We start from the raw sequence: 23,795 nt of genomic DNA on the forward strand, positions 1-23,795 counted from the left end.
ACTTTAGCTCGGGCCGTTTTGGTGTCAAGAAAAATATACGTCAATTTAAATTGACACTTCCATCGGGAAGTTCTAAATTGGGTTCCGCAGCCACAGGAGACATGACCGATGCTTGCCGAGACCCACGGGGTGACACCTGAGCGCCCACCGCTTTACACGCCGCTGCAGCGCCAGCGCCGTGACGGGTCGGTGTGGACGCTGGTGCAGGGTGTGCTGGCCCCGGTGCAGTTCCTGGTGTTTCTGGTGAGCCTGGCGCTGGTGCTGCGCTTTCTGGTCACCGGCGAAGGCGAGCAGGCCGCCACGCTGTCGGTGGTGGTCAAGACGCTCACGCTCTACACGATCATGGTGACCGGTTGCATCTGGGAAAAGGTGGTGTTCGGGCAGTACCTGTTTGCGCCCGCCTTCTTCTGGGAAGACGTGTTCAGCATGGCGGTGCTGGCGCTGCACACCGCCTACCTGCTGGCCCTGTTCAACGGCTGGCTCGATGCGCACGGCCTGATGTGGCTGGCCCTGGCGGCCTATGCCACGTACGTGGTCAATGCCGCCCAGTTCCTCTACAAGCTGCGCATGGCGCGGTTGCACGGCCAGGCCACCCTGACGCCCACCGGAGCAACGGCATGAGCACCGCCACCGTGATTCCGATCCAGGCCGTTTCGCGCGGGTGCAGCGATGCGCCGGTGCTCAAGGAGCGCGGCCAGCGCGAGGTGTTCTGTGGTCTGACCGGCATCATCTGGCTGCACCGCAAGATCCAGGACGCGTTTTTCCTGGTGGTCGGCTCGCGCACCTGTGCGCACCTGATCCAGAGCGCGGCGGGCGTGATGATCTTTGCCGAGCCCCGGTTTGCCACGGCCATCATCGACGAGCGAGACCTCGCCGGCCTGGCCGACTGCAACGAAGAACTGGACCGCGTGGTCACGCGGCTGATCCAGCGCAGGCCCGAGATCAAGTTGTTGTTCCTCGTGGGTTCCTGCCCCTCCGAGGTGATCAAGCTGGACCTCTCGCGCGCGGCGCAGCGGCTGTCCACAAGCTTCAACCCCAGCGTGCGCGTGCTGAACTATTCGGGCAGCGGCATCGAGACCACGTTCACCCAGGGCGAAGACGCGTGCTTGGCGTCGCTCGTGCCCAGCCTGCCCGCGCCCACGCCCCATGCACCGGCCGAGTTGATGGTGGTCGGCACCCTGGCCGATGTGGTTGAAGACCAGTTTGCCCGCGTGTTCAAGCAGCTGGGCATTGGCCCGGTGCGCTTCTTCCCGCCGCGCCAGGCCACCGATCTGCCGCCGGTGGGCCCCCACACCCGCTTCCTGCTGGCCCAGCCTTTCCTGGCCGACACCGCAGCGGCCCTGGAGGCGCGTGGCGCGCAGCGGCTGGCGGCACCGTTTCCGCTCGGCGTGGAGGGCACCACGGCCTGGCTCCAGGCGGCCGCACGTGCCTTCGGCGTGAGCGACCAGACCTTGGCCGACGTGACCGCGCCGGCCCGCGAGCGCGCCACCGCAGCGCTCGCCCGCCAGCGCGCCCAGCTGGCCGGCAAGACGATCTTTTTCTTTCCCGACTCGCAGCTCGAGATTCCGCTGGCCCGCTTTCTTTCGCGCGAGCTCGGCATGTCGCTGGCCGAAGTCGGCACGCCCTACCTGCACCGCAGCCACCTGGCTGACGAGCTGGCGTTGTTGCCCGAAGGCACCTTGTTGAGCGAAGGGCAGGACGTGGAAAAGCAGCTCGACCGCTGCCGTGCCGCGCAGCCCGACATCGTGGTCTGCGGCCTGGGGCTGGCCAACCCGCTGGAGGCCGAAGGCATGACCACCAAGTGGGCCATCGAGCTGGTGTTCACGCCCATCCAGGGCTATGAGCAGGCGCCCGATCTGGCCGAGCTGTTTGCCCGACCGCTGGTGCGCCGCACGCGGCTGTCGGTGAGCCCGACAGGCGCGCGCACCGCCACACCCTTGCCCGCAGGCGCTGCGCGCACGGAGGCATTGCCATGCAACTGACGCTCTGGACCTACGAAGGCCCGCCGCACGTGGGCGCCATGCGCATCGCCACCGCCATGAAAGGCGTGCACTACGTGCTGCACGCTCCGCAGGGCGACACCTACGCCGACCTGCTCTTCACCATGATCGAGCGCGACGCCCAGCGCCCGCCCGTGACCTACACCACTTTCCAGGCGCGAGACCTCGGTGGCGACACGGCCGAGCTCTTCAAGAACGCCGCGCGTGAAGCCTTTGAGCGCTTTGCACCGCAAGCCATGATGGTGGGCTCGTCGTGCACCGCCGAGCTGATCCAGGACGACCCGGGCGGCCTGTGCAAGGCACTGGATCTGCCGGTGCCGGTGGTGGCGCTGGAGCTGCCTTCGTACCAGCGCAAGGAAAACTGGGGCGCTGCCGAAACCTTCTACCAGATGGTGCGCCAGCTGGCCGACACCACGCAGCGCCGCGCGCCGCGCGAATCCGGCCAGCGCGCCCGCTGCAACATCCTCGGCCCGGCCGCGCTGGGCTTTCGCCACCGCGACGACCTGCGCGAGATCACCGGCCTGCTCGGGCAGTTGGGGGTGGACATCAACGTCACCGCGCCGCTGGGCGCCACCCCGGCCGACCTGGCCCGCATCGGCGACGCCGATTTCAACGTCGTGCTCTATCCCGAGATCGCCTCGGTCGCGGCCGGCTGGCTCCAGCGCACCTTCGGGCAGCCCGCGACGAAGGTGGTGCCCATCGGCAGCGGTGCCACGCGCGACTTCATCCGCGAGGTCGCCACCCTGGCCGGCCTCGATGCGGACGAGGCGCTCAGCCGTTGCGAAGGCCCGAATGCCCGCGCGCCCTGGTACGCGCGCTCGGTCGATTCCACCTACCTCACCTCCAAGCGCGTGTTCGTGTACGGCGACGCCACCCATGTGGTGGCTGCCGCGCGCATTGCGCAGGACGAGATGGGCTTCACCGTGGTGGGTCTGGGCACCTACAGCCGCGAGTTCGCGCGCGATGTGCGCGAAGCTGCCGCGCGCTACGGAGTCGAGGCCCTCATCAGCGACGACTACCTGGACGTGGAAGCGCGCATCGCCGAACTGCAGCCCGAGCTGGTGCTCGGCTCGCAGATGGAGCGCCACATCGCCAAACGCCTGGGCATTCCCTGCGCGGTGATCTCGGCACCGGTGCATGTGCAGGACTTCCCCGCGCGCTACTCGCCGCAAATGGGTTTTGAAGGCGCGAACGTGCTGTTCGACACCTGGGTGCACCCGCTCATGATGGGGCTGGAAGAGCACCTGATCGGCATGTTCCGCGGCGACGCCGAGTTCCACGAAGACGCCGCGCCGTCGCACCTGGGCGGCAGCGCAGCGCGTCCGGTGGCCGCACCGACAGCGGTTGAAGCCACCGAAGCCGAGATGCCCGAAGCCATCGCCGCGCAGGCCGAAGCGGCCATCGCTGCCGCGGCCGACAGCTCCGCGCAAGTGGTCGCCACCTGGGCCGCCGAGGCCGAGAAAGAGCTTCGCAAGATTCCGTTTTTTGTTCGCGGCAAGGCCCGCCGCAACACCGAAACCTATGCCAGGGACAAAGGCCTGCCCGTGATCACCCTGGAGACCCTCTACGATGCCAAAGCTCACTTCAGCCGCTGACGGCAGGCCGGGCACGGCCACCGTGGTGCCTGGCATGCGGGTGGTGCTGGTGACGATGGACAGCCACCTCGCCAGCGCCGCCGAGCGCGCCCACCGCAGCCTGGCGCGGGCCGTGCCGGGGCTGTCGCTGGTGGTGCACGCGGCATCCGAATGGCGCGACGATGCCGCTGCGCTGCAACGCTGCATCGACGACATCCACCGTGGCGACATCGTGCTCGTCAGCATGCTTTTCATGGAAGACCACTTCCTGCCGGTGCTGCCCGCGCTGCAGGCGCGCCGCGACCAGTGCGACGCCATGGTCTGCCTGATGTCGGCCGCCGAGGTCACCCGGCTCACCCGCATGGGCAAGTTCGACATGAGCGCGCCCAGCACCGGGCCGATGGCCTTTCTGAAGAAGCTGCGCGGCAAGAGCAGCGCCGACGTCAACACCTCGGCCGAGGACAAGACCACCGCCGGCGCGCGGCAGATGCGCATGCTGCGCCGCCTGCCCAAGATCCTGCGCTTCATCCCCGGCACCGCACAGGACGTGCGCGCGTACTTCCTGACCATGCAGTACTGGCTGGCCGGCTCCGAACAAAACATGTTCAACCTGGTGCAGTTCCTGGTGGACCGCTACGCCGCAGGCGCGCGGCGCGGGCTGCGCGGCACCCTCAAGCCCGGCGTTCCGCTGGAGTACCCGGAGGTGGGCGTGTACCACCCGCGCATGGCGCAGCGCCTGTCGGCCGGGCTGGGCGACCTGCCGCGCGTGGCCACCAGCGGCAAAGGGGGCACCGTGGGGCTGCTGGTGATGCGCTCCTATCTGCTGGCGGGCAACACCGGCCATTACGACGGCGTGATCACGGCGCTGGAGGCGCGCGGCATGAAGGTGATTCCCGCCTTCGCCACCGGGCTGGACAACCGCCCGGCCATCGACGCGTATTTCTTCAAGGACGGTCAGCCCGCGATTGACGCCATGGTCTCGCTCACCGGTTTCTCGCTGATCGGCGGACCGGCCTACAACGACGCGCACGCCGCCGAACACATCCTCGCGAAGCTGGACGTGCCCTACCTCGCGGTCACGCCGGTGGAGTTCCAGACGCTGGACCACTGGGGCGCCTCCAAGCGCGGCCTGCTGCCCGTTGAGTCGACCATGATGGTGGCGATTCCCGAGCTCGACGGCGCCACCGGCTCCATGGTGTATGGCGGGCGCGGTGGCGCCCGGCACATCAGCTGCCACGGCTGCGACAAGGCCTGCACCTTCGACAGCGCCGAAGATGCCCACGACATGCAGACCTGCAGCGAGCGCGCCGACGCACTGGCCGCGCGCGTGGGCAAGCTGATCGCCCTGCGCCGCTCCGATCGTGCCCAGCGCAAGGTGGCCGCGGTCATCTTCAATTTCCCGCCCAACGCCGGCAACACCGGCACCGCCGCACACCTCGCGGTGTTCGAGTCGCTCTTCAACACCCTGACCGCCCTGCAGCGCCAGGGCTACACGGTGGAGCTGCCCGCCAGCGTCGACGCGCTGCGCGAACGCATCATCACGGGCAACGCCGCACAGTACGGCGCACCGGCCAACGTGCACGCCCTGGTGGCGGTGGACGACCACGTGCGGCGCGAACGGCACCTGCGGCAGATCGAGGCCCAGTGGGGCCCGGCGCCCGGCCAGCTGCTGAGCGACGGCCAGCGCATTTTCATCATGGGCGAGCGCTTCGGCAATGTGTTCGTCGGTATACAGCCGGGCATGGGCTACGAGGGCGACCCGATGCGCCTGCTGTTCGAGCAGGGCTTCGCTCCCACCCACGCGTTTTCGGCCTTCTACCGCTGGATCCGCGAAGACTTCGGTGCCCACGCCGCGCTGCACTTCGGCACCCACGGCGCGCTCGAATTCATGCCCGGCAAGCAGAACGGCCTGACCGCCGACTGCTGGCCCGACCGGCTGATCGGCGACATGCCCAACATGTACCTCTACGCCTCCAACAACCCGTCGGAAGGCACCATCGCCAAGCGCCGCGCCGCGGCCACGCTGATCAGCTACCTCACGCCGCCAGTGGCGCAGGCGGGCCTCTACAAGGGGCTGGTGGAACTCAAGGGCCTGCTGGAGCGTTTTCGCAGCCTGGAGCCCGAGGCGCAAGCCGAGCGCGACGAGATGCTGCCGATGATCCAGACGCTGGCGCAGGAGCTCGAACTGTGTGCAGAAGGCAGCGCCTGGAACGACCCCGAAGCGCAGGTGGTCCGCCTGACCGACGCGGTGCTGGAGCTGGAATACACGCTGATCCCCTGCGGCCTGCACGTGGTGGGGCAGGCGCCCAATGCCAGCGAGCGCATTGAGCTGCTGCTGGCCTGCGCAGAGGCCGCGCACGGGCAACCCGGTGGCGAACAGGTGCTGCGCCCGGCCATTGAAGCGCTGGTGGCCGGTGCCACGCCAGAGGCCGCACTGGCCGTGCTGCTGCAGCGCGCGCCCACCGCCGTGGCGCCCGATGCCGACCCCCAGGCCCGGCTGCTCGGCGTGCTGCGCGAGCTCGCCAAGACCGATGCGCTGCTGTGCGAAGACCACGAAATGGACGGCATCCTGCGCGCGCTCGATGGGCGCTTCCTGCGTCCTGCGCCGGGCGGTGACCTGCTGCGCACGCCCGCGATCCTGCCCACCGGCCGCAACGTGCACGGCTTCGACCCGTTCCGCATTCCAAGCGCCTACGCGGTGAAAGACGGCGCGCGCCAGGCCGAGCGCCTGATCGAGCGCCACATGGCCGACGGCAACAGCTTTCCCGATTCCATCGCCATGGTGCTCTGGGGCACCGACAACCTCAAAAGCGAAGGCGGCCCGATCGGGCAGGCGCTGGCGCTCATGGGCGCGCGCCCGCGCTTTGACAGCTATGGCCGTCTCGCCGGCGCCGAGCTGATCCCGCTGGCCGAGCTGGGCCGCCCGCGCATCGATGTGGTGATCTCGCTCTCGGGCATCTTCCGCGACCTGCTGCCGCTGCAGATCCGCCTGCTGGCCGAAGCCGCCTTCCTGGCCGCCGGCGCCGACGAGCCGGCCGACCAGAACGCGATTCGCCGCCACGCGCTGGCCTACCAGGCCGAGCACGGTGTCGATCTGGAAACCGCCTCGCTGCGCGTGTTCGGCAACGCCGAAGGCGCCTACGGCTCCAACGTCAACAGCCTCATCGACAACAGCCGCTGGCAAGACCCCGACGAACTCGCCGAGACCTACAGCCGCCGCAAGGGCTTTGCGTATGGCCGCGCCGGCCAGCCGGTGGCGCAGGCGCAGTTGCTCAAGAGCGTGCTGGCCGACGTGAAGCTGGCCTACCAGAACCTCGACTCCGTGGAGCTGGGCGTGACCACGGTGGACACCTACTTCGACACGCTGGGCGGCGTGAGCCGCGCGATCCAGCGCGCCAAGGCGCAGCGCGATGGCGCGGGCGCGGCGGTGGCGCCGGTCTACATCGGCGACCAGACGCGCGACAGCCTGGGCGGTGGCACGGTGCGCACGCTGGGCGAGCAGGTCGCCATCGAAACCCGCACCCGCATGCTCAACCCGAAGTGGACCGAAGGCATGCTCAAGCACGGCTTTGAGGGTGTGCGCCAGATCGAGGTGCACCTCACCAACACCATGGGCTGGTCGGCCACCACCGGCCAGGTGCAGCCCTGGGTGTATGAGCAGCTGACGCAGGCTTTCATGCTCGACCCGGAGATGCGCCGGCGCCTGGCCGAGCTCAACCCCACGGCTTCCGCGCGGCTGGCCAGCCGCCTGCTGGAAGCGTCCGACCGCCAGTTCTGGCAACCCGATCCTTCGGTCCTGAAGGCGCTGCGCGAAGCCAGCGAAGAGCTGGAAGACCGGCTTGAAGGCGTATTTGAAGGAGCCCCCGCATGATCACCGAAACCAGCGTTCCCCTGACCGACCTGAGGCGGGCGGCAGGGCGCCCCTCGCGCACCGATGGCGAGGGCAGCCTGCAGGTGCAGCTCGATCCGTCGATGAAGATCGGCAACGCCAAGGTGTTCGCCATCTACGGCAAGGGCGGCATCGGCAAGAGCACCACCAGCTCCAACCTGTCCGCTGCCTTCTCGCACCTGGGCAAGCGCGTGCTGCAGATCGGCTGCGACCCCAAGCACGACAGCACCTTCACGCTCACCAAGAAGATGCTGCCCACCGTGATCGACGTGCTCGAAACGGTGGACTTCCACCCCGAAGAGCTGCGCCCCGACGACTTCGTGTTCCCCGGCTACAACGGCGTGATGTGCGTGGAGGCCGGTGGCCCGCCGGCGGGCACCGGCTGCGGCGGTTACGTGGTGGGCCAGACGGTGAAGCTGCTCAAGGAGCACCACCTGCTCGAAGACACCGATGTGGTGATCTTCGACGTGCTGGGCGATGTGGTCTGCGGTGGCTTTGCCGCCCCGCTGCAGCACGCCGACCGCGCGCTCATCGTCACCGCCAACGACTTCGACTCGATCTTCGCGATGAACCGCATCGTGCAGGCCATCGGCGCCAAGGCCAAGAACTACAACGTGCGCCTGGGCGGTGTGATCGCCAACCGCAGCGCCGCCACCGACCAGATCGACAAATACAACCAGCAGATCGGCCTGAAGCTCGCGGCGCACTTCCCCGACCTCGACGTGATCCGCCGCAGCCGCCTGAAGAAAAGCACGCTGTTCGAGATGGAGACCTCGCCCGAGCTGGAGCTGGTCAAGGCCGAGTACATGCGCCTGGCCGCATCGCTCTGGCTGGGTGTGGAGCCGCTGGCGGCCGTGCCCATGAAAGACCGCGACATCTTCGACCTGCTGGGCTTTGACTGAACCGGCCCGACACACCAAGGCACACACCATGGCCCACACCAATTACCTCGAACGCCGCGAGCAGATCGAAACCTATTTCGACCGCACCGCCGCGCAAGCCTGGGAGCGCCTGACCTCCAATGCCCCGGTGGGCCGCATCCGCGCCACGGTGCGCGCCGGGCGCGACCAGATGCGCGGCACCTTGCTCTCGTGGTTGCCCCAGGACATGCGCGGTCTGCGCCTGCTCGATGCCGGCTGCGGCACCGGCGCGCTGGCCATGGAGGCCGCAGCGCGCGGCGCCGAGGTGGTGGCCATCGACCTCTCGCCCACGCTGGTGCAACTCGCGCGCGAGCGCCACCAGAGCCTGCCCGCCCACTTGAGTGGCGGCCGCATCCACTTCACCTCGGGCGACATGCTCGACGAATCGCTGGGCCACTTCGACCACGTGGTCGCGATGGACTCGCTGATCCACTACGACACGCCCGACATCGTGGCCGCGCTGGAGCGCCTCTCGCTGCGCACGCGCGGCAGCCTGCTCTTCACGTTCGCGCCGCGCACGCCGCTGCTGGCGGCCATGCACAGCGTGGGGCGGCTGTTTCCGCGCAGCGACCGCTCCCCCGCGCTCACCCCTGTGGCACAGCCCCGGCTGCGGCAGGGCTTGCAAGAGAGCATCGGCGTGGCGTGCTGGCGCGAAGGCCGCAGCCTGCGCGTGGCCAGCGGCTTCTACACCTCGCAAGCCTGGGAGTGGACGCGGTGAACCTGCAGCGCCTGCTCTCCCCCGCCTGGGCGATGAAGATCACCCAGCGGTATGTGCCGTTTGCCGACGCCGCGTCGAGCGAACTGCCGCTGGGCCGGCTGCTGCGCCTCTCGCTGTTCCAGCTGTCCATCGGCATGACGATGGCGCTGCTGGTGGGCACGCTCAACCGCGTGATGATTGTGGAGCTGGGTGTGCCGGCCTGGTGGGTGGCGCTGTCGGTGGCGCTGCCGCTGGTGTTTGCGCCGCTGCGCGCACTGATCGGCTACCGCAGCGACACGCACCCGTCTGCACTGGGCCTCAAGCGCATGCCCTACATGTGGATCGGCACCATCCTCATGTTTGGTGGCCTGGCCATCATGCCGTTTGCGCTGCTGCTGCTTTCGCTGCCTGCAGGCCACGGTGTGGAGGTCTGGGCCGGGCGCATCGGCGCGGCGCTGGCTTTCCTGCTGGTGGGTGCTGGCATGCAGATCACCCAGACCGCCGGCCTGGCGCTGGCGAGCGACATCTCGCCCGAAGAGAAGCGCCCGCGCGTGGTCGCCTTGCTCTACAGCACGCTGCTGCTGGGCATGATCGTGGGCAGCGCCTTGCTGGGCTGGGTGCTCACCGAATTCAGCCCCACGCGGCTGGTGCAGGTGGTGCAGGGCTCGGCGGTGGTCGTGGTGCTGCTCAATGTGACCTCGCTGTGGAAACAGGAAGCGCGCGGTGCCCGGCGCGGTGCGCGGGCGCCCGACGGCTTCAGCCGCAGCTGGGCGCGCCTGATGGCCATACCGAAAATCCGCCGCTTCCTCTGGACCGTGGGCCTGGGCACGGTGGCCTTCAGCATGCAGGACGTGGTGCTCGAACCCTTCGGCGGCGAAGTGCTCGGCATGAACGTGGGCCTGACCAGCTCGCTCACCGCGATGAGCGCCGGTGGCGCGCTGCTGGCCTTTGCGATGTCGTCGCGCATCCTCTCGCGCGGCATGGACACCATCCGCCTGGCCGCCTCGGGCGCGCTGCTCGGGCTGCCGGCGTTTGCCTGCGTGATCTTCTCGGCCCCGCTGGACGCGCCCTGGCTGTTCCAGACCGGCGCGGCGCTGATCGGCTTTGCAGGCGGACTGTTCTCGGTCGGCATGCTGCTCACCGCCATGGAGCTGCCCGAGCGCGAACTCACCGGCCTGGTGCTGGGCGCCTGGGGCGCGGTGCAGGCCACGGCGGCCGGCGTGTCCATGGCCATCGGTGGCGTGCTGCGCGATGTGGTCGGCAGCCTGGCCACCGGCGGCTGGCTGGGCTCGGCGCTCAACTCGCCCGTCACCGGCTACAGCTTCGTGTTCCACCTCGAGATCTACCTGCTCTTCGTGGTGCTGATCGCCCTGGGCCCGCTGGTCCGGCGCAGCGCCAACACCGCTTCCCGTTCCGCTCACCCCATTGGCCTGGCCGAGCTGCCCGGCTGAACCTGCACTTTTTTGCCCGTCCCTCACCGAAGGAGAATCCCATGGAAACAGGCGCCATCACCCAGTACGTCGACGTGGCACAGCTCGTGCTGTACGCCTTCTGGGCCTTCTTTGCCGGCTTGATCTACTACCTGCTGCGCGAGAACCACCGCGAGGGCTACCCCATGGCCCCGGGCCGCGAGAACGGACCCAAGACCGACGGCTGGCCGGCCGTGCCCACACCCAAGGTCTACAAGCTCGCCAACGGCCACGAGGTGCTCTCGCCCGACCATGCGCGCGCCGACGGTGACTACAACGGCCAGCCCGCCCATGGCTGGATCGGCGCACCGCTGGAGCCGGTGGGCAACCCGCTGCTGGCCGGTGTGGGCCCGGGCGCCTGGGCCAAGCGCGCCGACGTGCCCGACATGACCTTTGAAGGCGAAGCCAAGATCGTGCCGCTGCGCGTGGCCGGCGACCACGGCGTGGCCGTGCAGGACACCGACCCGCGCGGCCTGCCCGTGATCGGCGCCGACCGCGAACAGGCCGGCACCGTCCGCGACCTGTGGGTGGACAAGTCGGAAATGATGTTTCGCTACCTCGAAGTGGGCCTGCCCAGCGGTGCCTCGGTGCTGCTGCCCATGACCTTCTCGGTGATCAAGCGCCACGGCGTGTTCGTGGACGCGCTGCTGGCCGAGCAGTTCGCCCTGGTGCCCACCACGCGCCACCCCGAGCAGGTGACGATGCTCGAAGAAGAAAAGATCACCGCCTACTACGGCGCCGGCACGCTGTACGCCACGCCCCAGCGCCAGGAGCCGCTGCTGTGAATGCGCACCACGAACACGAGTTCGAGGCCGCCCCCGGGCTGCCCGAACCGCTGCCGCGCGGTGAGCGCCTGATCTGGCAGGGCAGCCCCGACTGGGTGCAGCTCGCCGTGCATGCCTTCCATGTGCGCAAGCTCGCCATCTACTTCAGCGCCATGCTGGGGCTGCAGTGGCTCTACCTGCTCGGCGAGCCGCAGGCCGCCCTGCTCAAGCCGCTGCTGACCAGCGCGGTCATGGCGTCGCTGGCGCTGCTGTTGCTGGGTGTCACCGCCTGGTTTGCTGCGCGCACCACGCTCTACACGCTCACCGACCGCCGCATCGTGATGCGCATCGGCGTGGTGCTCACGCTCACGCTGAACCTGCCGCTCAAGCAGATCGCGGGCGCGGCCTTCAAGCCCCAGGCCGGTGGCCACGGCGACATTGCCCTCACCCTGGCGGGCAAGGACCGCATCGCCTACCTCAACCTGTGGCCGCACGCACGCCCCTGGCAGCTGAAGAACCCGCAGCCCAGCCTGCGCTGCGTGCCCGGCGCCGCCGCTGTGGGCGAGCGCATCCAGCAAGCCTGGCTTGCCGCCCACCCGCAGGCCGCGGTCCTGGTGGGCATGCCCGAGGCCTCGCCGGTGGCTTCACCGGTGCAGGTTCCCGCGTCCACCCCCGTGGCGCGCCCGGTGCGCGAACGCGGCATGCCCAGCGCCGCCTGATCCCTCACCACCGCCGAAGGTCTCGCCATGCACACCCACAACGACTCCCCCCTCGGCCAGGGCACGCCCTGGCCCATCTGGGCGCTGGGCGGCCTGCTGCTGCTCACGCTGGCCGTGGTGGCCTGGCAGAGCCAGATCGGGGGCGGGCCGGTGAAAGACGACGTGCCTTCGGTGCAGTGGCAGCGCAGCCTGCGGTTTGAAGACCGGCCCAACGGCGACATCGCCGTGCTCGACGCCGCCAGCCAGCGCGAAGTGGCGCGCTTCCAGGGCGAGCAGGGCTTTCTGCGCGGCAGCCTGCGCGCGCTGGCCCGCGAACGCCAGCGCCGTGGCATGGGGCCGCAGGCCGCGTTTGAACTCACCGGCCACGTGGATGGCCGCCTGACCCTGCGCGACACCGCCACCGGCCAGCGCATCGCCCTCGAATCCTTTGGCCCCACCAACTCGGCTGTGTTCTCGCAGTTGCAGTGGGCGCAGTGACCCCCCGTTTTTCTTCTGGAGCACCGCCATGAGCACCACCACCGAAGACCGCACCGACGTCGAGACCGATCACGTCGCCCTGCTGATGGACGGCATGAAGAACGTCGAAAGCGCCACCGAACGCGCCGCCAAAAGCACCATGCTCACGCCGCGCTTCTACACCACCGACTTCAAGGCCATGGACGCGCTGGACGTCTCGCCCGTGCGCGCCGAGTGGGACCGCATGATGGCCGAGTACGAAGGCGACAACAACCAGGACCACTTCAAGCGCGACGCCGCGTTTGGCGAAGAGCTCAAGGTGCTGATGCCCCAGCTCTCGCCCGAGCTGCGCCAGGAGTTCATGGACTTCCTCATCAGCTCCTGCACCTCGGAGTTTTCGGGCTGCATCCTCTACAACGAGATCCGCAAGAACGTCAGCAACCCCGACATCAAGCAGCTGATGGCCTACATGGCGCGCGACGAATCGCGCCACGCCGGCTTCATCAACCAGTCGCTCAAAGACTTCAACCTCGGCATCGACCTGGGCAGCTTGAAGCGCGTGAAGGCCTACACCTACTTCAAGCCCAAGTACATCTTCTACGCCACCTACCTCAGCGAGAAGATCGGCTACGCGCGCTACATCACCATCTTCCGCCAGCTCGAGCGCCACCCCGACAAGCGCTTCCACCCGATCTTTCGCTGGTTCGAGCGCTGGTGCAACGACGAATTCCGCCACGGCGAATCCTTCGCGCTGATGATGCGCGCCCAGCCGCACCTGCTCACCGGTGTGAACAAGCTCTGGATCCGCTTCTTCATCCTCGCCGTGTACGCCACCATGTACGTGCGCGACCACACGCGCCCCATGCTGCACGAGGCCATGGGCTTCAAGTCCACCGAGTACGACTACGAGGTGTTCCGCATCACCAGCCAGATCTGCCGCCAGGTGTTTCCGGTCGAGGTCGACATCGACCACCCCACCTTCCGCGCCTGCCTGGCGCGGCTGCTGTCGATCTCGCAGGCCAACGACCGCGCCGTGGCGCGCGGGGGCGTGGTCGGCGCGGTGCAGCGTGGTGTGTGTGCGGTCCAGGCTTTCTTCACCTTCGGCCGGCTGTTCCTCGTGCCGGTGAAGCAGCACGAGTTGCCCAAGGACATCCGGCTCGACCCCGTCTGGTGAACAATGAAACACCCCCGCCGCGCTGCGCGCGACCCCCTCGAGGGGGCGACACCAGCCGTCTGGCAAAGCCAGCCCGGCGGTGTCTCTGGGTGGGGCTCCTTCGCTCGTCGGCTGTTTGCCTACGAGGGCGACTGACATGACCGGGCTGTCCAGCTCCATCGCCGCGGCTGCGCTGTTTGCGCTGCTGTGCTGGTGGTTTGGCACCGGGGCCATCCTGTGGCTGGTGCGGCGCCCGCCGGCGGCCTTTCGCCGCAGCCTGGTGGTCTGCAGCGTGCTGCTGGCGCTCAGCCTCTGGACCACGCAGCTCAGCATGCAGGCGCAGACGGTGGGCAACGCCTACCTCGGCTTTGCCAGCGTGATCGTGATGTGGGGCTGGCACGAGCTGGCCTTTCTCACCGGCTCGGTCACCGGCCCGCGCCGCGTGCCGCTGGAGCCGGGGGCGCGCGGCTGGCAGCGCTTCAGCCAGTCCACGCAGGTGGTGATCTGGCACGAGCTCGCACTGCTGCTCAACTTCGGCGTGCTGGTGTGGATGCAGCAGGGCCAGCCCAGCCACGTGGCGCTGTGCACCTTTGCCGTGCTGTGGTGCATGCGCTTCTCGGCCAAGCTCAATCTTTTCTTCGGCGTGCCCGAAGTGGGCGAGCAGTACCTGCCGCGCCACCTGGTCTACCTTGGCAGCTACTTTCGCAAGGGCCGCCTCAGCGCGTTCTTCTATCTCAGCGTGAGCGCCTCGTGCGCCGTGTGGGCCTGGATCGTGTGGGAAGTGGTGAGCGGCCGTGTGGTCGTGTCCACCGGCTGGGTGCTGCTGGCCAGCCTGCTGGGGCTGGCCATCGTCGAGCACGTGATCATGGCGTTTCCCACGCCCATGCAGAAACTCTGGGGCTGGGCCATGTCGCGCAGCCCGGCGAGTGATCGCCATCCGCCTGCCGTGGTTGCCGCTGCAGCGCCGGTGCCGATCCAACCGGACCAGGCGCCCGCCGCCTGAACGCCCTCATGACCATCGCCACCGGTACCCTGCGCACGTCCGACGAATTCTGGCCGCCGCGCTCATCCGACGAACCGCCTTCGGGCCCCGCCTCGCGCCGCCATGCGCACGCGCCGCACGCCATCGTGATCGGCAGCGGCTTTGGTGGCCTTGCCTCGGCCGTTCGCCTCTCGGCCAAGGGCTGGCGCGTGACGGTGCTGGAAAAGCTGGACGCGCCCGGCGGCCGCGCGTATGTGCACGAGCAGAACGGCCATGTGTTCGATGCGGGCCCGACCATCATCACCGTGCCGTTTCTCTTCGACGAGCTGTGGGCGCTGGCGGGCAAGAAACTGAGCGACGACGTGGAGCTGCGCTCGCTCGACCCGTTCTACCAAATCCGCTTTGACGACGGCGACGTCTTTCACTACAGCGGCGACCCGGACAAGATGCGCGCCGAAGTGCGCCGCATCAGCCCGGGCGATGCCGCCGGCTACGAGCGCTTCATGGCCGAGGCCGACCACTGCTACCGGCTGGGCTTCGAGGCGCTGGGGGCCAAGGCCTTTGACACCGTGGGCGACCTGCTCAAAGCCAGCCCGGCCATCTTCCGCATGCGCGGCTGGCGCAGCCTGCACGCGATGGTGGCCAGCCACCTCAAGCACCCCAAGCTGCGCATGGCGATGAGCCTGCAGAGCCTCTTGATCGGTGGCAACCCGTTTGCCGTCACCTGCATCTACAGCCTCATCAACGCGCTGGAGCGGCAGTGGGGCGTGCACTGGGCGGTGGGCGGCACCGGCAAACTGGTGCAGGGGCTGGCCCGGCTGCTGCAAGGTCAGGGCGGCACGCTGCGCTGCAACGCCGAGGTGCGCCGCATTGAAGTGGACCGGGGCCGCGCCACCGGCGTCACGCTGGCCAGCGGCGAGCGCATCGCCGCGGACATCGTCGTCTCCAACGCCGACACCGCCTGGACCTACCGCCACCTGGTGGAGCCGCAGCACCGCCGCCACTGGACCAACCACCGCATCGACAAGGGCCGCTACTCGATGAGCCTGTTCGTCTGGTACTTCGGCACCCACCGGCAGTACAGCGACGTGCCGCACCACATGATGCTGCTCGGCCCGCGCTACAAGGAACTGCTCACCGACATCTTCCGCCGCCACAAGCTGGCCGACGACTTCAGCCTCTACCTGCACCGCCCCACCGCGAGCGACGCTTCCATGGCGCCCGCCGGGCACGACACCTTCTACGCGCTGGCGCCCGTGACCCACCTGGACAGCGGCACCGACTGGGCCACCCAGGCCGAGCCGATGCGCCGCGCCATCGCCGAGGTGCTGAACCGCACCGTGCTGCCCGGCTTCGAGCAGCACATCAGCGCCTCGCTGATCACCACACCGCAAACCTTTCACGACCGCCTGCTCAGCTTCAAGGGTGCCGCCTTCGGGCTGGAGCCGCTGCTCATGCAGAGCGCCTGGTTCCGGCCGCACAACCGCAGCGAAGACGTGGACGGCCTGTACATGGTCGGCGCCAGCACCCACCCCGGTGCGGGTGTGCCGGGCGTGCTGATGTCGGCCAAGGCGCTCGACTCGGTGGTGCCTGACGCCACCACCTTTCTCGCAAGGACCGCCCATGAACGAACTGGCCGCTGACTCTTTTTCACCGTCTGTGCGCACCATGCCCGCGGGCCTGCCGTCCGGTGCCGCAGGCGCGTTCGACCTGGAGGCCTGCAACGCGCTCATGCGCACCGGCTCCAAGACCTTCTTTGCCGCCAGCCGGCTGCTGCCCGTGCGCGTGCGCGCCTCGGCCATCGCGCTCTATGCCTTCTGCCGCGTGGCCGACGACATGGTCGATGGCGGGCGGCACAGCCTGGCCGATGCCATGGCGCTGCTGTCGCAGCGGCTGGATGCGGTCTACGCCGGCCAACCGCAAGACCCGGTGGAAGACCGCGCGCTGGCCGTGGTGGTGCAGCGCCACGCCCTGCCGCGCGCGCTGCTCGATGCGCTGCTCGACGGCTTCGCCTGGGACGCCGAAGGCCGCCGCTACGAGACGCTGGAAGACGTGCACGACTACGGCGCGCGTGTGGCCGGCAGTGTGGGCGCCATGATGTGCTGGATCATGGGCGTGCGCCATGAGCAGGCCATGGCCCGCGCCTGCGAACTCGGTGTGGCCATGCAGCTGACCAACATCGCCCGCGACGTGGGCGAAGACGCGCGCAACGGGCGCCTGTACCTGCCGCGCCAGTGGCTGGCCGAGGCCGGCATCGACGCTGATGCGTGGCTGCAGAAACCCGTGTGCACACCTGCGCTGCAGGGCGTGATCGAGCGCCTGCTGCAAGAGGCGGACCGGCTCTACGCGCAGGCCACCGCCGGCGTGGCCATGCTGCCGCGCGACTGCCGCTCGGCCATCCTGGCCGCGCGGCACATCTATGCCGAAATCGGGCAGCAGCTGCGCCGCGACGGCCTGGACCCGGTGAGCCGGCGCGCGGTGGTGCCCACCTCGCGCAAGCTGGTGCTGCTGGCCTGCGCGGGTGTGCAGTCCGGCTGGCGGCAGCAGCCCGGGCCGGCCACGCCACCGCTGGCGGCCATTGCCTACCTGGTGGCGCACTGCGGCTGCAGCGCCGATGGCAAGGAGCCGCCAGCCACGTCCCGGCGCAGCGACATCGGCCGGGTGGGGTGGATGCTGGAGCTGATGGAACGCCTGGAGCAACAGCGCATGGACGAGGCGGCCCGCGCGCGGGTGGCGCACTGACGCAAGGAGCCGCAGCATGGGGATCTGGCTCGAACTCGGCGTGTTCATCGTGGTGCTGCTCTGGGGCTTCTGGCAGCTGCGCGACGTGAAGAAAGCCCAGGCCCGCACCCGGGAAGAAAAGGCCCGGCGGGCTGCGCGCGACACGGCGGACAAGGCCGAACGCGACCCGCCCTGAACGCCTCGGCGGCGTTGTCTCAGACCCCGTCCAGAAACGCCTGGTACTGCGCGCAGAACGCCTGCGGTTGTTCAAAGTACGGCAGGGCGCCGGTCTGGAACACGCTGCCGTGTGCATGGGGCTTGCTGGTCAACAGCGACTTCTGCCCGTAGTCGGTGAAGTCCCCGCGCACGCCGTGCGACAACCAGACGGGCTGCGTGAGGCGCTCGTACACGGTCTGGATGTCGCGGCTGAAGAGACCGCCCGAGATAAACCGCAAGGGCGCGTGCTCGGCCCCGGGCTGCTGCGCGCTGGCCACGGCATGGCGCCACATGCGCTCATCGATGTGTTTCGAGCCCCAGGTCTTGTTCAAAAAGAAGCGGATCACGCCCGGCCGCGTCAGCCCCCTGAACAGCGCGCCACCCCAGCCCGGACCCTTCAGGGCCGCCAGCAGCCAGGGCATGGCCAGCGTGCTGCCGGGCGGGCCACGGCGTTGGTCCTTGCGGCCGAGGCCCGTGGGGCTGACCAGCGCCAGGCTGCGGAAGTGCGCGGGTGCTTCGGTGGCGGCGCGGGCCAGAAACTCGGTCGACAAGGACACGGCCAGCGCGTCGACGGCTGGGCTTCCCGTGCGCTCGCGGATCAGCGCCACGGCGTCGTGCAGCGCATCGGTCATCACGCGGGGCGTGTAGTCCCGGTCGCTGCGGTCGGAGAAGCCGTAGCCCGGCAGGTCGATGGAGCACACCGTGCGCGTGCGCTGAAAGTGCTCGTGCAGCGGGCGCACCTCGGCCGCCGAGGCGGCGGCATTCACGCTGTGGACCAGCAGCAGCGCGGGGCCGCTGCCCGCCACGTACAGGTTCACGGCGTGTCCGGCGCTCTGGAGCGTCAGGCGTTCGCCATTGAGGGCGGCTTCAAGTGGATGGGGCATGGGTGGCGATTTTGCGCGCTAGCCGCGCCGGGGCATGCGCCACGGCAGCATGGCCTGCACGGCGGGCGACACCAGGCGCGGCACGTTCAGGGTTTCGTGAAAGCTCGTGACCTCTTCGCCCAGCAGCTGGCTGCGCAGCACGGCGCGCTGGTAGAAGGGCGTGTCCTCGAGCTGTTGCACCACGCTCACCGGCCCGTCGCTGCGCATGCGCCGGGGCAGGCGCCACGCGGTGCGCGCCAGGCGCTGCAGCGGGGGCGCTTCGAAGCGGGTGACGCGGCCGTCCGGGTGAAAGCGCAGGGCCAGCCGCCGGCCGTGGGGTTGGCCGGGTTCGACGTCGTAGATCACCGCGGTGCTGCCGTCGGCCAGCGGGCTGCGCGACCAGTCCCATTCCCGGAAGGCGCGGTCCACCGGCTCGCTGCCTTCGTTGCTGTCGAGGTAGGCGTGGCCGCTCCAGCGCAGCGCCGGGTGCTGCAGATCCACCTCGATGCGGGCTGCGGGCGCCAGCGGGCCCCAGTGGTGGCGGCCATGGGGGTCGAGTGCGGTGCTGAAGGTGAAGAGCCGTTCGGGCACCACGCGCACGGTGCCCCGGATGCGGCGCGGCAGCGGCACGCCCACTTCGTCGATGTCGATGTTCAGCGCGTGCCCGTCCCAGCGCAGCTGGCTTGGGCCGATGGTGAAGCGGTCCGGTTCGCGGTGGCAGTGCGGCGCGCCGCGCTCGGTCATGCTCCAGCGTCCGGCGCCGGGGCTGTAGAGGGCGACGTTGAGTGCGTTGTGGTCGTCCGGGTTGCCGGGGCCCTTGCGGCGCGCCCACGCGTAGTAGGGCGAAAAAACGCTGCCGACAAATGCGATCAGGCTCAGGCCGTGTTGGCCGTCGTCGCTGAGGGCATCGAGGTACCACCAGAGGTAGCCGCCGGGTGCCACCGCCTGGTCAAACCGGGGCTGGCCATCAGCGCCTCGGCCGCGAACTGCCCCGACAGGGTCGCCATCGGCACCCCGGGCCCCGGGTGCACGCTGCCCCCCGCCAGAAACAGGCCCGGCACCGGCGTGCTCGCCACCGGGCGGGCAAACGCCGAGCCCCAGCCGTGGCTCGCCTGCCCGTACAGCGCGCCGCCCGTGGCCGGGTACAGGCGGTGGAAGTCCGCCGGGGTCGTGCGCAGGGCGCCCGTGCTGTGGGGTGAGAGATGCAGGCCGCAGCGGCTCAGCAGCTGAAAGGCTTGAGTCTCGCATCGGTCAAGTTCCTCGTGGGTGATGTCTTGCTGGTCGCCCGTGGCAGGGGCGTTGACCAGGGCGAGCAGGCGCTCCGGCGCGCCGCCGGGGGGCGCAGACGCGGTGCCGCGGTCCTGTGCGCAGACGTAGACGGTGGGTGCTGCGGGCAGGCGGTGGTGGTCGAACACGTCGCTGAATTCGCGGGCGTACGGCGCTGTGCCGGGGTGCTGAAAAAACACGTTGTGGCGGTCCAGCGCCAGCGCGCCGGTGGGTGCGTTCAGGCTCCACGTGAGCGCCGAGAGCGAGCGCTGCGGTGCCCGCGCGGGCACGGCGCCTTGCACGGGTGCACCCAGCAGGCCGGTGCGCAATGCGGCCGCGTCGCCATTGAAGACCACGCTGTCGGCCCGCAGCGTCTCGCCACCGGCCAGGCGCACGCCGCACACACGGCCGTGGTGCAGCTCGATGCGCTCGCAGCGCTGCCCGTAGCGAAACACGGCGCCGCGTGCGCGGGCGAGCCGCTCCAGGCAGGCCGCCAGCGCGTGCATGCCGCCGTCGATGGACCAGACACCGTCCATCTCCACCTGGGCGATCAGCATCAGCGTGGCGGGGGCCTGCCAGGGCGACGAGCCGGTGTAGGTGGCATAGCGCGCAAACAGCTGGCGCAGGCGCGGGTCGGCGAACTGGCGGCCCAGGCTGCGCCAGAGGCTGGTGAGCGGCCCGAGCGCGGTGAGGATGGCCAGACCCTTCAGACCGATGTCGCGCGTCAGGCGCACCGGGTGGGGTTGGGGCTGGCGCATGTAGGGGGTTTCCAGCGTCTGGTACACGGCGCGGGCCTGCGTGCAGAAGCGGGTAAAGCGCTCTGCCTCTGCTGCGCCGGCGAAGCGGGCCACGGCGTCGAGCGATGCGGCCGGGTCGGCGTGCAGGTCGAGCTGGCTGCCGTCGTCCCACCAGTGGCGCGCCAGCACCGGCAGCGGCTGGATGCGCAGCTCGGCCTCCAGCGTGGTGCCCACGGCGGCAAAGAGCTGGTCGAACACCCAGCGCATGGTGAACACGGTGGGGCCGCTGTCGACCGGCGCGCCGTTCACCTGCAACTGGCGCAGCTTGCCGCCGGGCGCTGCGCCGGCCTCGACCACCGTCACGTGCAGGCCTTGCTGCGCCAGGCGCAATGCGCAGGCGAGACCGCCCATGCCCGCACCCACGACGACGACGCGGTGGTCGCTCATGACCGGTGACCCTGTCGGCGTTGCACGGGCAGGTGGTGCACGCCGCCGCTGTCGGCGGGACCATCGCCCAGGTCGTTGGGCCGGGGCCACTGGCCTTGCTGTTCCAGGAGGCGCATGCGCACAAACAGGGACTCGGAGAAGTACTGGTCTTTGTAGGCCGCGGCCAGGGCCTGCTGGTGCGCGCCCTGGTGCGCATAGGCCAGCATCGAAGGCGTGTCTTGCCACAGGCTGAAGGTGCACTGCCGGATCAGCGGTATCTCGCCCAGGCCCATGGCCAGCGTGCAGCCGCGCGCCTGTTGCATGGCGGCATGCGCGGCCGGCGCATGGCGCCAGAAGGCCACCGCCTTGCCCGGGCGGATGCTGGCGCGCGTCAGCGCGGCCAGGGGCCTGGGGTCGGTGAACGAGGGGTCGTCGTTGGCGGCAATGCCATGCGCACCCAGCTGGGTGGCGGGTGTGACGCCCCAGGCCTCGCCATCCCACATCCCGCGGGCCGACACCACTTCGAGCATGCCGCACCAGAACTCGTCGGCGCGCTCGCGGTAGGCCTGCACGACGGGGCTGGAGAGAAAGGCGCGGGCGTGGTCGGCGTGGTCCATCAGCGTGATCAGGCCCTGGTGGCTCGGGCTGGGCCGCAGTCCGAAGCCGCCACCCGCGCCGCTGCCCATGACCTTGCAGAACATCAGGCCGGGGGTGGCCTTGAGCGGGCTGGGCCCTTGCACCAGGCGCATCCAGGCCCAGGACTGGTGCGGTCGCCGCACGTTGGCCAGCACCACCGTCACCACCCCGGAGAGCTTGACGAGGTGGTGGGCCGGGGTGCTCATGGCGTCACCGCATCACTGGGTGGCAGGAGCCGCCGCAGCGGGCGCGGCAGCGGGGCCGTCCGTGGGCGCGGTGGCCATCTTCTCGAAGGCGGTGCGCAGCGCGGCCAGGCCCGGCGAGTCTTTCAGCATCGGGGCGCCAAACACGGGCTTGTACGCGCCCTGGTGGCAGGTGGCGCAGTTGAGCTTGGCCACGTCGCCCAGCTCGCCCTTGCGGTTGGGCGGGAAGGTGTCGGTGAGCGGCAGCATGTGCTCGTTGTTGAGCGCCTGCACCATGCGGATGCCGTGGTACGCCGTGACGCGCTGCGGCGGGCCGCCTTCCCATTTGCCAAACGACTGCGTGGCGTGGCAGAAGGTGCAGTTCACCCCGAGCGAGGCCGACATGTGCGTCATGAGCGAGTAGGTTTTCTCGGTCTGCGCGATGCTGGCCTTGTGGTCGGTCGGAAGCGCCTTGGTCGCTGCCACGCGGATCGGTTCCTTGCCCAGAAGGTAGGACGAGAAGGGGTCGTAGGGCAGTGAGGCCAGCTTGACGCTGGACGCGGGCGTGTTCTGCCGCATCTTGTTGCCGATGAAGTCCGCGCCGGCGTTTTGCGGCACGGGCTTGAACCAGACGAACTTGGGCACCGGTTCCCCGCGGTGGCAGGTGAAGCAGGTCACGCCGGTGGTCGACACGTGGTTCTTCCAGTCGGCGTTGATGGTCTGCGTCATCTTGATCATGTCGCGCGCCACCAGCTTGGTGTACAGGCTGTCGTCGGCAAAGTTGGCGGCGTTGTGGCAATGCACGCAACCCTTTTCAGGCGCCACCCATTGCGTCATGGAGGCCATCAGGTTGGTGAAGTCGCCCACGCTCAGGTGGCCCAGCACCTTCACGTTCTGGTACACGTCGCCGGCCTTGGGGCCTTCGGGCGAGGCGGGCGGTGGCGGGGCGGGGGGCTGGTTGGCCTCGATCACGCCTTCCATGATCCGCGGGTTGTAGACCTGGACCATGCCGGTGCCGCGGTAGCCGTTCTGCACTGTGTCCATGGGTGGGCGCTCGCAGGCCGTCAGCAGCACCAGGGAGCCCAGTGCCAGCAGGCGGAGCCAGCCAGAGGAGGTGATGTGCTTGGGGTTCATTTCGCGCCTCCCGGGGTCAGGGCTGGGTCCATCACGGCTGGGAACACGTCGGGGTAGGGCGGCGCCACGCCATGCTTGATGGCCCAGAGGTACCAGTTGTCCACCACGGTGCCGCTCAGCAGGATGCCGATGCCGCCCACCAGCGGGCACAGCACGGCGAACCACCAGGCCCAGCGGTGGATGGATTCCATCGTGGCGTTGAAGCCCATGGTCCAGCGCCAGAACAGGGCCGCGCGCTCGCTGGCGGTGCCGCGGTCCACGATCTGCTCGATCTCGCGCTCGCCGCCAAAGCGGCTGACCGCAAGGATCGTGGCACCGTGCATCGCGAACAGCAGCGTGGCGCCGTAGAGGAACGCGATCGAGAGCGCGTGGAACGGGTTGTAGAACAGGTTGCCGTAGCGCAGCGAGAAGGCCGCCGTCCAGTCCAGGTGCGGGAAGATGCCGAAGGGCACCGCCTCGCTCCACGAACCCATGAGCACCGGGCGGATGAAGCCCAGCACCAGGAACAGCCAGATGGCGGCGGCAAAGGCCCAGGCCACGTGCGTGCCCATGCCGAGCTGGCGCGCGCGGGTGTAGGTGCGGGCCCACCACAACAGCACCGAAGCCGTGAGGAAGCCGCCGGCGATCAGCCACCAGCCGCCGTCGTTGAGCGGTGGCAGCGACAGCCCGTATTGCGCAGACGGTGGCTCCAGCGCGAGCCAGAACAGCTGCCGCACGAACTGGATCGGGTCCCAGTTCACCGAGGCGAGCATGTTCAGGCCGATGATGTTGAAGGCCAGCACGCCGAAGATCAGCGAGGCGATGCCCAGTCCACCCAGGTAGATCGGACCGATCTGGGCGTTGCCCAGGCGACCGAACAGGTGAACGATGGCCGGCTCCTTGCCGGTGCGCGGGCTGTTGCCATGCGGCAGCGGCACGCCGTGGTGCAGCGGCCCGGTGGCCTGCACGGTGGTGAAGAGGTTCTGGTATTGCGCCATGGTGGTCTCCTCGT

Annotated in this window: 21 protein-coding genes; 15 read left to right on the plus strand and 6 right to left on the minus strand. The window is 69.3% G+C overall.

The genetic code is table 11. The annotated features are described in order from the left end of the window. The first annotated feature begins 108 nt into the window (after positions 1-108). From bchF to KXJ60_RS03955, 15 genes are all read left to right on the plus strand, one after another. Positions 109-621, plus strand: coding sequence for a 2-vinyl bacteriochlorophyllide hydratase (bchF, locus tag KXJ60_RS03885; RefSeq protein ID WP_291124276.1), 513 nt, complete (start codon positions 109-111; stop codon positions 619-621). Continuing rightward, entirely contained in the window at positions 618-1,982 is a 1,365-nt protein-coding gene (locus KXJ60_RS03890) for a ferredoxin:protochlorophyllide reductase (ATP-dependent) subunit N (RefSeq protein ID WP_291124277.1), read from the plus strand. The genes bchF and KXJ60_RS03890 overlap by 4 nt, the downstream gene beginning before the upstream one ends. Further along, positions 1,973-3,595, plus strand: coding sequence for a ferredoxin:protochlorophyllide reductase (ATP-dependent) subunit B (gene bchB / locus KXJ60_RS03895; protein WP_291124279.1), 1,623 nt, complete (start codon positions 1,973-1,975; stop codon positions 3,593-3,595). Before KXJ60_RS03890 ends, bchB begins: the two co-directional genes overlap by 10 nt. Further along, the gene (locus KXJ60_RS03900) at positions 3,570-7,445 is read left to right on the plus strand and encodes a magnesium chelatase subunit H (protein WP_291124281.1); all 3,876 of its coding nucleotides are present in this window, start codon (positions 3,570-3,572) and stop codon (positions 7,443-7,445) included. The genes bchB and KXJ60_RS03900 overlap by 26 nt, the downstream gene beginning before the upstream one ends. Further along, on the plus strand, positions 7,442-8,365 hold the full coding sequence (gene bchL, locus KXJ60_RS03905; RefSeq protein ID WP_291124283.1) for a ferredoxin:protochlorophyllide reductase (ATP-dependent) iron-sulfur ATP-binding protein: 924 nt from the start codon (positions 7,442-7,444) through the stop codon (positions 8,363-8,365). Before KXJ60_RS03900 ends, bchL begins: the two co-directional genes overlap by 4 nt. Positions 8,366-8,393: 28 nt before the next feature. After that, positions 8,394-9,101, plus strand: a complete 708-nt coding sequence (gene bchM, locus KXJ60_RS03910; protein WP_291124285.1) for a magnesium protoporphyrin IX methyltransferase — start codon at positions 8,394-8,396, stop codon at positions 9,099-9,101. Beyond that, entirely contained in the window at positions 9,098-10,531 is a 1,434-nt protein-coding gene (locus KXJ60_RS03915; protein ID WP_363318045.1) for a BCD family MFS transporter, read from the plus strand. The genes bchM and KXJ60_RS03915 overlap by 4 nt, the downstream gene beginning before the upstream one ends. 41 nt (positions 10,532-10,572) lie before the next feature. Beyond that, complete coding sequence (puhA, locus tag KXJ60_RS03920; protein WP_291124287.1) at positions 10,573-11,334, plus strand: photosynthetic reaction center subunit H; 762 nt, start codon at positions 10,573-10,575, stop codon at positions 11,332-11,334. Further along, on the plus strand, positions 11,331-12,032 hold the full coding sequence (gene puhB, locus KXJ60_RS03925; RefSeq protein ID WP_291124289.1) for a photosynthetic complex putative assembly protein PuhB: 702 nt from the start codon (positions 11,331-11,333) through the stop codon (positions 12,030-12,032). Before puhA ends, puhB begins: the two co-directional genes overlap by 4 nt. A gap of 27 nt (positions 12,033-12,059) precedes the next feature. Then, entirely contained in the window at positions 12,060-12,509 is a 450-nt protein-coding gene (gene puhC / locus KXJ60_RS03930; protein WP_291124291.1) for a photosynthetic complex assembly protein PuhC, read from the plus strand. A gap of 28 nt (positions 12,510-12,537) precedes the next feature. Beyond that, positions 12,538-13,662, plus strand: coding sequence for a magnesium-protoporphyrin IX monomethyl ester (oxidative) cyclase (gene acsF, locus KXJ60_RS03935; RefSeq protein WP_291124292.1), 1,125 nt, complete (start codon positions 12,538-12,540; stop codon positions 13,660-13,662). A 136-nt stretch (positions 13,663-13,798) separates the two neighbouring features. After that, entirely contained in the window at positions 13,799-14,644 is an 846-nt protein-coding gene (gene puhE, locus KXJ60_RS03940; protein ID WP_291124294.1) for a putative photosynthetic complex assembly protein PuhE, read from the plus strand. Positions 14,645-14,652: 8 nt separating this feature from the next. Then, on the plus strand, positions 14,653-16,266 hold the full coding sequence (locus KXJ60_RS03945) for a phytoene desaturase (protein WP_291124296.1): 1,614 nt from the start codon (positions 14,653-14,655) through the stop codon (positions 16,264-16,266). Continuing rightward, positions 16,247-17,365 carry a phytoene/squalene synthase family protein gene (locus KXJ60_RS03950; protein ID WP_291124298.1) on the plus strand — a complete coding sequence of 373 codons (1,119 nt, stop codon included), beginning with the start codon at positions 16,247-16,249 and terminating at the stop codon, positions 17,363-17,365. Before KXJ60_RS03945 ends, KXJ60_RS03950 begins: the two co-directional genes overlap by 20 nt. Before the next feature lie 16 nt (positions 17,366-17,381). Further along, the gene (locus KXJ60_RS03955) at positions 17,382-17,540 is read left to right on the plus strand and encodes a hypothetical protein (RefSeq protein ID WP_291124300.1); all 159 of its coding nucleotides are present in this window, start codon (positions 17,382-17,384) and stop codon (positions 17,538-17,540) included. 19 nt (positions 17,541-17,559) lie between these two features. On the opposite strand, the gene KXJ60_RS03960 is transcribed toward KXJ60_RS03955, so the two are convergent. The 6 genes from KXJ60_RS03960 to pufM are packed head-to-tail and all read right to left on the minus strand — an operon-like array spanning position 17,560 to position 23,781. Next, positions 17,560-18,444 carry an alpha/beta hydrolase gene (locus tag KXJ60_RS03960; protein WP_291124302.1) on the minus strand — a complete coding sequence of 295 codons (885 nt, stop codon included), beginning with the start codon at positions 18,442-18,444 and terminating at the stop codon, positions 17,560-17,562. A gap of 18 nt (positions 18,445-18,462) precedes the next feature. Next, positions 18,463-19,365, minus strand: coding sequence for a carotenoid 1,2-hydratase (locus KXJ60_RS03965; protein ID WP_291124304.1), 903 nt, complete (start codon positions 19,363-19,365; stop codon positions 18,463-18,465). After that, positions 19,299-20,873, minus strand: coding sequence for a 1-hydroxycarotenoid 3,4-desaturase CrtD (crtD, locus tag KXJ60_RS03970; RefSeq protein WP_291124305.1), 1,575 nt, complete (start codon positions 20,871-20,873; stop codon positions 19,299-19,301). Before crtD ends, KXJ60_RS03965 begins: the two co-directional genes overlap by 67 nt. Next, entirely contained in the window at positions 20,870-21,694 is an 825-nt protein-coding gene (locus tag KXJ60_RS03975) for a hypothetical protein (protein WP_291124307.1), read from the minus strand. Before KXJ60_RS03975 ends, crtD begins: the two co-directional genes overlap by 4 nt. A gap of 12 nt (positions 21,695-21,706) precedes the next feature. Then, positions 21,707-22,804 (minus strand): photosynthetic reaction center cytochrome PufC, encoded by a 1,098-nt coding sequence (gene pufC / locus KXJ60_RS03980; RefSeq protein WP_291124309.1) that lies wholly within the window; start codon positions 22,802-22,804, stop codon positions 21,707-21,709. Further along, entirely contained in the window at positions 22,801-23,781 is a 981-nt protein-coding gene (pufM, locus tag KXJ60_RS03985; RefSeq protein WP_291124311.1) for a photosynthetic reaction center subunit M, read from the minus strand. Before pufM ends, pufC begins: the two co-directional genes overlap by 4 nt. Positions 23,782-23,795 lie beyond the last annotated feature (14 nt).

Origin of the sequence: Hydrogenophaga sp., from assembly GCF_019264445.1 — a bacterium.
GTDB lineage: Bacteria > Pseudomonadota > Gammaproteobacteria > Burkholderiales > Burkholderiaceae_C > Hydrogenophaga.